Source organism: Marinobacter sp., assembly GCF_044799475.1.
Classification (GTDB): Bacteria; Pseudomonadota; Gammaproteobacteria; order Pseudomonadales; family Oleiphilaceae; genus Marinobacter.
The window spans coordinates 2,711,100-2,723,448 of sequence record NZ_CP085217.1; the positions used below are offsets into that span (position 1 = coordinate 2,711,100).

The 12,349-nt window shown below is 59.0% G+C and carries 8 protein-coding genes; all 8 read right to left on the minus strand.

The window, feature by feature from the left end; translation table 11 throughout:
- Positions 1-524: 524 nt before the first annotated feature.
- Positions 525-1,973, minus strand: coding sequence for an exosortase/archaeosortase family protein (locus LG327_RS12550; protein WP_404362269.1), 1,449 nt, complete (start codon positions 1,971-1,973; stop codon positions 525-527).
- Between the two features lie 141 nt (positions 1,974-2,114).
- Entirely contained in the window at positions 2,115-2,693 is a 579-nt protein-coding gene (locus LG327_RS12555; RefSeq protein ID WP_404362271.1) for a PEP-CTERM sorting domain-containing protein, read from the minus strand.
- A gap of 348 nt (positions 2,694-3,041) precedes the next feature.
- Entirely contained in the window at positions 3,042-5,654 is a 2,613-nt protein-coding gene (locus LG327_RS12560; protein ID WP_404362272.1) for a tetratricopeptide repeat protein, read from the minus strand.
- A gap of 71 nt (positions 5,655-5,725) precedes the next feature.
- Positions 5,726-7,111, minus strand: coding sequence for a PEP-CTERM-box response regulator transcription factor (gene prsR, locus LG327_RS12565; RefSeq protein ID WP_404362274.1), 1,386 nt, complete (start codon positions 7,109-7,111; stop codon positions 5,726-5,728).
- Between the two features lie 112 nt (positions 7,112-7,223).
- Entirely contained in the window at positions 7,224-9,383 is a 2,160-nt protein-coding gene (prsK, locus tag LG327_RS12570) for an XrtA/PEP-CTERM system histidine kinase PrsK (RefSeq protein ID WP_404362275.1), read from the minus strand.
- Positions 9,384-9,456: 73 nt separating this feature from the next.
- Positions 9,457-10,404, minus strand: coding sequence for an SDR family oxidoreductase (locus LG327_RS12575; protein ID WP_404362277.1), 948 nt, complete (start codon positions 10,402-10,404; stop codon positions 9,457-9,459).
- Positions 10,404-11,219, minus strand: coding sequence for a lysophospholipid acyltransferase family protein (locus LG327_RS12580; protein WP_404362279.1), 816 nt, complete (start codon positions 11,217-11,219; stop codon positions 10,404-10,406). The genes LG327_RS12575 and LG327_RS12580 overlap by 1 nt, the downstream gene beginning before the upstream one ends.
- Positions 11,220-11,295: 76 nt before the next feature.
- The gene (locus LG327_RS12585) at positions 11,296-12,189 is read right to left on the minus strand and encodes a D-hexose-6-phosphate mutarotase (RefSeq protein ID WP_404362281.1); all 894 of its coding nucleotides are present in this window, start codon (positions 12,187-12,189) and stop codon (positions 11,296-11,298) included.
- Positions 12,190-12,349: the final 160 nt, after the last annotated feature.

Below are 12,349 nucleotides of genomic sequence, written 5' to 3' on the forward strand. Positions count from 1 at the left end.
CCCTGGAGGCGGGCCTGGCGGCGCTGCGAGAGCAGATCCGGCCAGGGTAACAAAAGAGATTAGAAATAGCCTGGATATATAAGGGTTCATGACAAAATGGACTCCAAGTGCTTTGACGAATGATGGGGGCGTAACCTTTCAAAAGGGCAGCGAACCGACGCAGGCGAGTCGCTAAAGTGTCGCCATGCTCACACAGTGGGACGACTCTAGCTGTTTATTTTTGTACGAATTGTGAACAGCGCTGCAGCTTTACGTTTCGTTTCGAGTGCTTGCATTTCGTGACAGAGGATTTGATGTGGTCTCCCCGCGCAGCCCATGACGAGTGAGAAAGCGCCAGGCCGTTTCGCGGGCGAAGACTATCATCGCGAAGCTTCAGGCATAAAGTGACAAAAGAGACAGGCTGGTTTTGGTCGGCATGGATTTCAGGGGGCAGGTCAACAACAAAGGCCGAGCGCCGGCAAAAGGAGTTCGGGCTTTGTCGCTTTTGGGCAGCCAGGTTGTCTCTTCGCTCCGGGTGTATCAAGTTACTGCTTGGGGGCTTCCAGCCCGAGGTTGCCTTCAAGCTCGACAAGTGTGGCAACGGCCCGGTCACAGGACCGGCTTCCGCAGCTTGCCTGAAGGACCACCATCGCAAAACGCGTTTCTCCCGAAAGGATGGCCGGGATCTGCAGCAGCTTCGCCTCCCGGTAGCTGTCGGTGCGGTGCTTTCCCACCTGATACCACTTGCTGAAAGCCACCTGCTTCCGGCTGGCGATGTTCCGGTACACGCTGACCCGTCCGTTGGCGTGTTCTGACTCAAGGTTCCATTCGTCCCGGTCGATGGGTGCTGGCAGGTAGGGAACAAGCTTGTCGCCGGCGGTGGTGCGTTGTGTCTGGACAAGGGAGGCGAACACGCCATCCTGCAGGCGCCATGCCCTGAGCTCCAGACTATCCGGGAGGCGGATCTGAAGAGGCAGGCTGGAGGCACTGATCTGTGCAGGCAAATCTGTGCTCCCGGAGAAACCGGCTCCTGAGAAATGCCATGGGGAATGGCCGTTGCCCACTGAGTGAGCCATGGTGATGCCCGCGGTGCCGACAACAAACGCAACTGCCACGAAAATCAGTCCCCGGCGATGTATGCGCTCCGGAGAATGAGCCGGAGCATTGCCATCACGCCGCAGGACGGGCGCAAACCACAGAGCGGGCCCTACGATGACGGCGTAGACCAGCCAGCCGAAGGTTTCGTGATCGTCCATCAGGCTGCTTTCCATGTTGGTCTCGTAGGCGATAGCCACCAGAGCTGCAATGCGCACCCAGTTAACCAGAAGCCCCAGGGCTATGCCTGCCGCCAGGGTGATGGCCCAGCCTTTCCAGCGGTAGTCGTTGAGAATGGAGGTCATCATGGCCAACAGGATGGAGATGGCGAAATAGCGAATGCCCGAGCAGCCGTCCGCAATCACCAGGCGGCCGTAGGGCAGGGTGATGCTGCTGCCCTCGATCAGGGCGGTCATGCCGAACAGTCTGACGAAGTCACCAACCACCAGGCTCGCCAGCGAGACCAGCGGTGGAACCAGATCCGCCCAGAAGGGCAGGGACAGGCTCAGCAGGAGCAGATAGGGGATGAAGGCGACAAGTGCCCTTAAGCCTAAAAGAGCCCACACAGTAGCGCCCACGCCAGCGGGCAGCATGAGATAGGCCAGGGTATCAATTCGGACAAGTTCCAGCATGGCCCACACGAGGGTAACTGCCAGAAGGGCAATGCCACCGAGCAGTGACAGACCATGGGTAACTTGGCTGTTCGGAATAGGAGGGTGATAAAGGATCAGCCCGAGGTAAATCAGAAAGGTCGGCAGGCCGTGGGCAATCACCTGTTCCCACTCCAGCCATTCTCCCGCCAGCCGCAGCCATGTGGGGAAAAACAGCACAACGCCAATGGCTGTTGCGATCAGGTAGGGACGCGCCAGGGGAAACTGGTGGATTATCTTCCGTAACATCGTTTTCAGGGCCTGATTGCGTTCCGGTTCAGTAGACTACTGCCTTGTGGCCAGCCCGTCACCAGGGAGAGAGGTATTGCTATAACACAGACACAAAAAAGTCAGCCGAAGCTGACTTTTAAGCGCTGAGTTAACTCAACTTCAGGCTTTGGCGCGACGACGTGCTGCACCAAGACCGGCAATGCCCAGGCCGAGCAGGGCAAGAGTGCCTGGCTCAGGAACTGCTATCGTGGTGGATGACCAGCTGAAAGTGCCTCCACCTGAGTTTGCCGTAATGGTCCAGGCACCGTTAACCGCGTCAGTACCGTCATTGACGTTGCCCAATCCGGTGATTTTTACTTCAGTGAGTCCATCGCCACTAGTTTCGGTGGCACTGGTAATATTCTCCAGAAAAAATGCAATCGGAGTACCCGAGTTCGTGCCAACACTGGCTGTGCCTGACCAGATGGTCTGGGGGGTAAAACCCGCACCGTAGTTAAAGTCAAAGAAAGTTACCTGGTCACTCGGTGTGAAGTAGTCAGCGAAGTCGCCGGCAACAGTGTTGACACTGGCATTGGGAACAACGTCATTAAAGTCGAACGTATCGGCAGTAGTGTCAAAGGTGAAGTTAGTGCCCGGTAGCGACGAAAAGCTGATGCCGCCAATACTGGGAACAGCCAGTGCCAGGCTTGAGGCGCTGAGAAGCGCTACACCCATAATTCCTTTAAATGTGTTTTTCATATCCTATCTCCATATTTCATGTCGGATCAGTTCAGTGCCTTTCAGAAAGGCCTCTAGCACTCTCTCTTAAGCACGCTCTGTGCCATGATCCCAACAGCCTGTTTTGTATGAAGTTAATATTCCCGGAAAACACAAGGTGTAAATTAGTCTGACACTGTGATCATCGGCCGGCGCGGGGGATATAAATGCGAGGCTGGTCTGGCTGAGCCTCAGGGCGTTCAGGGCCAGCTGCTATTTCGCAGGTTCGTGGTTGTGATGCGGGAGGGAAAGAGCGTTAAATTTGTCGACGGATACTGGTCTGGTTATCGCGGGATGCCTGTCGCATCCTGCGATAACCATGAAGTGTTTTTACAGGCCCTGTTTGGCCTTTTCCAGGTGTTCGGCAATTTCAGCGTTATCAGGCGCCAGCGCCAGGGCTTTCTCAATATGTTTCACTGCGTCTTTTTGCTGCCCGTTCAGATAAAGAATCCAGCCATAAGTATCCAGCACGGCGGGATTTTCGGGAGCAAGCTCCCGGGCCCGGGCAGCAAGAGTAATGGCGCGCTCCCGGTCACGCTCCCGGAGCAGCCACGCCAGGTTGTTAAGGGCCGCCACGTTTTCGGGCTGGCGGGCCAGGAGGGATTCGTATTCATCGATTGCCTGGGCGTCTTTCTGGTTATTCATCAGGTACTCCGCCCGCACCATCCGGGCCCCGGTGTTTTCCGGTGCCTGCTCGACCCAGGCCAGGGTCAGTTCGTCCAGGGCTGCTGGCTCGGTTTCCTTTGCCAGTGCGACAAGTCCAGGCAGGAGGCCCGTGTCTCCGGATTCCCTCCATTGAGCCCTGAGGTATTCGTAAGCCTCGCCAGTGTTCTTCTGCTGGCGGATCATGGCTGTTCTGAGCAGCACGACTGGCGGCTTTGCGCCAAAGGTTTTTTCCACTTCGTCGAGGGCGGCGGCGGCCTCGTTCATTCTTCCTTCAAGCTGGCTGATGCGTACGGGCATCAGGGCAAAGGCAAGGTTGTCCGGCTGCAGTGAAACGGCCTCGGCGGCCCGGGCCCGGGCGGTTTGCCAGTTCTCATTGCTGGCGGCCTGGGTGGCCTCGGCAGCCAGCAGCTGGGCCTTTGCTTTCTTGAGGACCAGTGGCGAATCGTCCTGGTCAGCTTCTGTCAGCAGATCCCTGGCTTCCTCCAGCCTGCCCTGGCGGATGCGCACCAGAGAGGTGAGGGCGTTGGTGTTGTGGCTGAGTTCAGGGTTTTCTGCGCCGGTCTTTTTGAGCCAGGAGACAACCTCTTCGACGGAGTGATTGCTGGCGTACAGCCGGCCGGCCTGCTGTAAAGGCTGGATGGCATCCGGAGTGAGTTTCGCTGCCCTGATCAGGCTGTTAATGGCTTTGTCGTTGTTGCCCTGCTGAACGTAGAAGCGTGCCAGAGCCATCATCGGCTCGGGGCGCTCCGGATGATCGCTGACCAGGTTCTCCAGCCGTGCAATGGCCACGTCTGTTCTGCCCAGGCCTGCGTCTGCAATGCTGGCAATGAGCTGGGCCATGGGGTCATCGGGATAGCCGTTGAGCAGGGAATCACGGATTTCCGCAGCTTCAGCGGTTTCTCCTTCCCGGAGCAGTAGCGCCACATACAGGCCGGTGGTGGACCACTCGGCTGGCTGGGAGGTGAAGGCCATGCGAAGCTGGGCCAGGGCCTGCTCCGGCTGATCTTCCCTGAGGTAATGCTGGGCCAGGGCCAGGCGCAGCCTTGCCCGGTCTGGTTCCATGCTCAGGGCTTTGCTGAGGCTGGCCACACCTTCCGGCTGATGCTCCGGCAGGCTCAAAGCAACCAGGCCATGCATGGCCAGCAGCTCAATGTCTTTCGGCCGCGCCTCGATGGAACGTTTCAGGGTTTTCAGCGCTTCAACCCGGTTACCCTTGTCGACCTGGGCCATGGTGGCCGCCCGGATGAAAGGTGTGGGGGTGGTTTCCGGGTCGAGATTTTCGGTAAGCAGGCTGACGCCTTCGTCCAGATTGCCCTGCTGAAGATTCAGGGTCCCCAGCATCATGGCGACCCGCTCGTTGTCCGGATTTATCTCGAGGATGTCGCGGAGTGTCTTCTGGGCGTCATCAACACGGCCTTCCTGGATGGCGGTCAGGGCTGCCTGGGCCTGTTGCTGGCTGTCACTGCCGGTATTTTCCGCCAGAATGCGGTTGTAGATCTGGGCTTCTGCGATTCTGCCCTGCTCGGTAAGGGTCCGGGAAAGCAGCGTCAGGATATTCCGCCGCACGGGCAGGAAGATATCCGAGGCGGGGAGCGCGGCTACGCCGTCAGTCAGGGTATCGGCGGCCTGATCCAGCTGGTTTTGCCTGTAGTGCGCAAGACCTTTCAGATACAGGACCTGGGCATTGTCTCCCTGCTGCTCCAGCCATGCACTGGCCGTCTCCAGGGCTCTGCTGATCTGGTTGAGATCCAGTTGGCTGCGTATCTGGCCGGCTACGGCGTCCACATTGCCGGGGTTGGTATCCAGCACACTGCGGAACAGGGCCAGGGCTTCCGCTTTTTCTCCGGCCAGCCTGAGAGCTTCGGCTCTGACCAGCGACGCGCGGGTCTGCTCCCGGGGGGAGTCTGGCCGTGCAAGTTCCAGGGTTTCCATCGCAGACAGCTGCTTGCCCTGTTTGACATAGGCTTCCGCGAGGGGAAGGGCGACCGCTTCCCTCTGGTCGCTGAGCCAGGGGCTGAGCAGGTCTGAGGCCTGCCTGCCGGCGCCCAGGTCAAGGTACAGTTCCGCAAGCCGGACCACGTGGGCGACGTTGTCCGGATCCTTCTGGATGGCGTTCCTTACCTCAAGCAGTGCCGAGCGGTACTGGCCCTGGTCGGCGTAGGTTTCGCTGCGGCTGATGTGGGATGAGGCGTCTGAGTCCTCTGACTTGTTACCGCAGGCTGTAAGCAGAGGCAGGGCGAGGGCGGTAACCAGAAGAAGGTAAGGCAGTTTGGTCATGAAAAGCTTCCTTGTAACCCTTTTGTGGGACTTGCTGATTTTCCGGCTGTGTCTGCCGCGGCCTGGCCCCTTCAGATGGAGCTGGGGACGCCGGCGGCTTCCGGAGAAGTCTCTATCCTGTATTTGTCGGTGAGGTTGTAGAGCGTGGGCCGGGTAACCCCGAGCATGCGCGCTGCCTGTGCCATGTTGTAGCTGCAGGCGTGCAGAGCCTGCATGATCGCCTGGGATTCCGCGGTCTCCCGTACATGGCGCAGATTGAGCTGGGTATCGGCCTGCTCTCTGTCACACTGTAGTTCAAGATCCTCTGCGGTGATGCGTTTGCCCTCAGCCATGATGATGGCCCGCTTCACCTTGTTGATCATCTCCCGAATGTTGCCCGGCCAGGGGTACTGGCAGATGCCGGCTATGGCGTCCTCCGCGAAGGACAGCTGGGGGCGGTCCATCTGCTTGCCCAGACTTTTGAGGAGGGACTGGGCAATGACCAGGGCGTCGCCGTCACGGTCCCGCAGGGCAGGGACGTCCAGCGTGATTTCGCTGATGCGGTAGTAAAGGTCTTCCCGGAATTCGCCTTTGTCCACCAGCTGTTTCACGTCCCGGTGGGTGGCGCAGACGACCCGCACGTCAACGGGCACCGGCTGGTTGCTGCCGACCCGGTCCACTACCCGTTCCTGAAGAAAACGCAGCATCTTGGCCTGCAGGGACATGGGCATGTCGCCGATTTCGTCCAGGAACAGGGTGCCGCCGTTGGCGGTCTCGATCTTGCCTTTTTTGCCTGCCGTGGCGCCGGTAAAGGAGCCTTTCTCGAAACCGAAGAGCTCGCTTTCGAGGAGGTTTTCGGGAATGGCGGCACAGTTGATGGCGGCAAAAGGCTTGCTGGCGCGGTGGCTCAGGTCGTGCAGGGCCCGGGCGAGCAGTTCCTTGCCAGTGCCGGTTTCCCCGGTGATCAGGGTGGTGACGTCGGCCGGGGCGACTTTTTCAAGGGTCCGGCACACGGCAAGCATCTGGGGGCTGGCTGCCACTATGCCCTTGATGGAGGTGCGGTTGGTCTGGCTGGTGAGTTCGCGGTTTTCCTTTTCCAGTTCGCAGATGCGCAGGGCACGATTGACCACAAAACTCAGTATGTCCGCATCCAGGGGTTTCTGGTAAAAATCGCTGGCGCCCATGCCGATGGCCTTGACGGCATTTTCCTTGTCTTCCCGCCCGGTGACCACGATGACTTTGGTCTGTGGCGCAAGGCGCAGAATATCTTCCAGAAGGGCAAGACCCTCGCTGGCTCCGCCCGGGTCTGGCGGAAGGCCGAGATCCAGGGTCACAACTTCCGGTTCAAGCCGGCGCAGGGCCGCCAGCGCCGTTTCCCGGTCGCCGGCCACAGTGACCTCCAGCTGGTCACTGAAACACCATCGCATCTGGCTCTGCAGGCCCGGGTCATCTTCAACGATCAGAATACGCTTACTCACAACGACGCAAAATCCTTTTAGTCATGTGGCCCGCCAGTTCGGGATTCTCCGATTTTTAACCGATAATTGACGCATTGCAATGTCCGGGATCAATTTCTGGAAAAAACGTCAATCATTTGTCGTTTCCAGCCTGCGCTATTCCGGGTGTGGTTTCAACTGGCGGTTCAGGCTCGGCCCCATCGTCGGTCTTTTTCTGCCCCGTCTGGAGCTGGCTTGAGCGGGCCAGGGGCAGGCGCACGGAAAAACACGAGCCCAGCTCCGTCTGGCTGGTGACATCAATGTTGCCCCCCAGCTGGCGCACGTATTCCCGGGCCTGGTAGGCGCCTATGCCCATGCCAGTGAGTCCCTTGGTGCTTTCGAAGGGCTTGAACAGCCGGGTCCGGATGAAATTCTCCGTCATGCCTGAGCCTGTGTCCTGGATAAACAGGACGACGCTGTCGCTGGCGATCTTCACCGTCAGGCTCACCTCGCCCTCCGGCGGGGTTGCGTCCTTTGCATTCTGGATGAGGTGTCCGAGGATGCTGCGCAGCTGTTCCGGGTCGGCCCGGACCATTACTGGCTGGTCGCATCCTTTCACTACAGGTACCGGGGGGCTGCGGCTGTAATGATCCGCCAGCTCTTTGACCAGTTCGCAGAGTTCTATCGGCTGGGCGTCGGTGGTGTCTGTGCCAGGCTTGCGGATATGGTCCACCAGATTGGACATTTTCTGTACCGAGTGTTCCGTCGTGCGGATCATGTCGTCGATGAAGGCGGGATTATTCCTGTGTCTGGGCGCATTGCGCACCATCAGGGAGAGCTGGGCGATGAGTGTTTTCAGGTCGTGAACCATGAACGCGGAGGCCTTGCTGACGGCCTCGAACTGCATGGCCCGGGACAGCCTGTTCTGGGCGTCTGCCTGGGCCAGCAGGTTGGTGGTCTGCCGCGCCACCACCCGGACAAGGTCGAAATTTTCCCAGTTCAGCCCCACCCGGGCGTAGGCGGTGCCGATCAGCGTTATGGCGTAGAGCTCGTCTCCCAGGTACATGGGAATAATCAGCCAGCCGTCGGAGAATTTCAGGATGGGGTCGGGAATCTCCAGCAGGTTATAGCTGATGGGGTCGAGCCGGTATTCCTCGAGATCGATGATCCACTCCCGCTCCCCGAAAAACCTCACCAGCTCGGATTCGCCGTCTATGGCTGTGTATTTCGGCGGGGTGAGGTTGACGGTGGTGTTGAGGATGAAGTTGCCATCGTTATCCCGGATCCAGAGCACCCCGGAATTGCTCTCCACCAGCCCCGCCAGGATGCGTACCACCCGTTCGGGAAGGGGTGGCTCGTCGCTCAGGTGTGCGAAGACCTGGGTCATTTTAAGCCATTCGTCCCGGTAATCGTATTTGTAGTCGAAGAAGTTCTGGCTGATGAACATCATCATCCGGGCGCGCACCCGGGTCGAGGCAAGCAGGGTTGCCAGAAAAACCAGCAGCAGCGAGAACACAAGCACCTGCAGGGCATTCCCCCAGTCGCCGCCGAGAATTTTCACGTAATAGCCGCCGGCGGCCGCCAGCAGCATGTAGCCACCGGCCAGCACCAGAGTGCCAATATGAAAAACCGCGTTGCGGGAGAGCTGGAAATTTACCGGCTGGCGCAGGGTGTTGATCATGTTGACCGCGAACAGCGGCACCACCAGCGCATTGAGCGCGCCTCGGGCGTTCCAGAAGGCATCGGAGATCTGCCCGAACAGCAGGGCGTCGGCGTACATGAAGAAGTCAAAGATAAAAATGGCGGCAATGCCAATGCAGGTGTACTTGACGCTGGAGCGTCCAAAGGACACGGAATTGCGCCATATCTGTTCTACCAGGCAGATCCCCAGCAGAGCGAGGGCGATCTGGCCCACTACCTTGGTTTTGCCGGTGAGCAGCTGCCATCCCATCAGATATTCCAGCGTGCCCAGTATGACCAGAGTGGAGAGCAGAATGACGGCCAGGGCGCCCAGCAGGTTGCGGGCCCGCGCGGCCAGTTGCGAGTTCCGGGCGCCGTCCCGGAGCAGGGCGAAAACAACGGTTATCCAGGCCGCATCCCGTAACAGCTCGAGCAGGTAGCGCACGAAAAACGGGGGCTGTTCCCATAGACCCTGGGCCACAAGAGACCCGGCCCAGAGAGCGGACACGATTGAGGCAAGCAGGAGGGCACGATCGGCATCACGGCGCAGATACTTGCTGGCAATGAGCAGCGCCAGCAGCACAAAGCTGAATGTTGCAGCCGAATGACTGATCAGGCTGAAATCTGTAACCATGGCACGCACATCCTGTGACTTCCCTGAACCCGGCAATTTTCAGTCCGGGCCGGGTATTACGGCCGGACTGGTCTCACACCGGGTTTTTGTTTTCCCGGTAGAACCGGAATATCTCTTTTAACGATCGTTTGGGCCTGAAGTCAAACTCCTTCGCAAATAACCGGCCATCGATCACGACCGGATATTTGAAAAAGCTCATCAGGTAGGGAGGGAAACTCCTGAGGTTGAGTGTTTTCAGAATCAGCTTTGGCAGCACCGGCGGTATCGATGGTATGGGTATGCGGGTGCATCCGCAGAGTTTCAGGGCGTGCTGATAGGCCACCCAGTCTTCCGGAGCCACATTATAGATCCCTTTCTGTCCCTTCTTCCATGCCAGCACAATGGCCTCGGCCATGTCATCAATATGAATAAACTGCATCATGGGGGAGAAACCCGCCAGCACTGGCGCGCGCTGGCTGGCAAGGAGGGTGCTGATGGAGTTGCGAACCCCCGGCCCCACAATATTGCAGGGCCGGAGGATGGTGATGTTGAGTTCCGGAAACCGCCAGAGCGAGATGTTTGCCAGGTTTTCCAGCTCAACCGAATCGATCAGGTCCATGCTGAGGCCTGCGGCCTTCAGAGGCGCATCCTCGTCGATCAGGGCAGGGTTGTAGGGCACGGCGCCGTAGACATGGTAGGTGGACAGAATCACCACCTGGTGAATGTTGTACTTGTGGCACAGGTCGAGCATCCGCTGGGTACCCAGCACGTTGGCGTTGTAGCGCCGCATCCGGGTTTCCTGGCTCGATATGATCCGCCCCAGGTGAATCACGCCGTCAAACTCATAGCGGCGGTACAGGTCTTCAAAGCCACGCTTGTTGAAGTCTATGCAGTACGACGGGATGTCGTCCCCCAGGTATACCTGTTCCCGGAAGTCCACAGCCACAAGGTTGCAGTCATTCCGCAACAAAGCGATGACTTTCTGGGCCAGTGCCCCGGCCGCGCCGGTAACGAGTATCTGGGGTCTCTTTGACTGGTTCATCAGAACAACCTTTTCCTGTCGCTGAGGCCTTTGTCGATCAGCTCGCTGATTGCCGCTTTCACCTGTTCCACCCGTTCCTGCACCTGCTCTTCGGGCAGGTCCCTGTTATCGAAGTACATGGGGTCGCCAAAATTGAGATGCACCTTGGCAGGAAATACCACCGGCAGCGCCACCGGGGCGTAGGGCACGCCGAGTGCTCTGGCGAGAGGTTTGATGTTGGCAATGGCAGGAATGGTTTCCTCGCAGCCAACAACGCCAACTGGCACTACAGGCGCGCCGTATTTCATGGCCAGGTACATGAAACCATTGCCAAAGCGTTTGAGCTGGTAACGGTCCCTGTAGAGCTTGCCGGAGCCACGCACGCCTTCCGGAAACACGATCACGGCTTCGTTGTTGGCCAGCATCTTGGAGCAGTTGATGGGGTCGCCCAGTACCGCCCCCATTTCGTTAAGCAGATTGCCCAGGTAGGGCACGGTTGGAAAAAAACGTTCGATCATGGCTCTGGGCATGCGGGGGTTGTGCTCTCGTGCCGCCAGCGCGTAGCCGACGAGAACGCCGTCCAGGGGCAACTGGCCGCTGTGGTTGGCGACGATCAGAACCGGGCCTTCCGCGGGCACCTTTTCAACCCCTTCGGTGTGGACCCGGAAGTATTTTTCATAGAGCTGCTGGGTCAGCGCCAGGCCGAGTTTGATCACCTCGCTGTTGTAACCCCAGGGGTCATACCCGAGGCTGCCTGTGGGCTTGCGGATGCGATCGATCTGATCACTCAGAGCCCTGGGCACGAGTTTTGTCTTGAGGAATGACGTAGCGCTCATCTGTTTCCCTTGTCTGCCGGTCCGAGAACTGCGACTGACACAAATGGTTTTTGTTCTGTTTGTTGCCGGCCGGCATTCAGCCCCGCCTGAGCATCAGGGCCAGGGTATGGCTCTGGCCTTCATTCAACACCCGATAATCGTTGGCTGCATTGGCAGTTTCGACGCACAGCATGGCCTTCCAGGCCGTATCGGGGAAATCCGACAATCGTCTCGCCTTTTCTGGCCCGGGATTCCACACCACGGTGGAGTCGCTGCCCGCCGAAATAAGCTTGCGCAGGCCGGAGGGGGTAACGATGGTCATTGGGGTGCCGGATTCGTACACACGGTCGGTCTCGCCAGTAAACTCCACCGGCCCTTTCTGGATTCGGGGGCACCAGTCATCAAGGGTATCAATATAGGTGGCTCCGTCCAGGCCCCTGATCCGGGTGGCCAGTATATCGGAGGTGGGAAAGTAACTGTGCAGTGCCTGGGTGAAGGCCAGGGTATCGTGCCCTGCATTGAACGTGGTCAGTGCCAGCTGACAGCCTTCAACGGAAAAGCCCACGGTGAGCAGGGCCCGCGCACGGCCCCGCCATACGCCGGAAAAATCCTCATTGGCGTCCAGCGACAGGCTGATTTCCACATCATGGGCGGATTCACGGACATCCTCCAGTTGCCAGATGGCAGTGCGGGCAAAGCCATGGGCGGCCTTCGAGCGAATCCGCCGTTTTACCTGCGGGGGATTGCGGGCCGGGTCGCCAAACCAGGGCCAGCAGACCGGAATGCCGCCGCGGATGGGCCGTCCTGTCTCGTAACGGGCCGTGTCACTGACCCAGAGCCAGCCCGGCTGGCCGGTGGGGGCAAAATGGGTCAGATGAGCCCCCTGCAGAAACAGCCGGGCACTGAACAGGGGGTGATGGACCTCAATGGCCTCAAGCTGACCGATAGTCGTCCAGCGGGTGAAAGACCACTGGCCCGGGGCGGTTGTCAAAAAGGCACCTTCATAATATGCGCAATGGTTTTAGTGGTATTCCCGTATCTGTATCTCAAAATTAGCCCGCGCGTCCAGAGCCGAATGGGATTAGACTCCAGGTAATCAACTGGAGACCTGCCCTGGACGCCACCAGATTACCCGATTCCCTGCTGCCTCC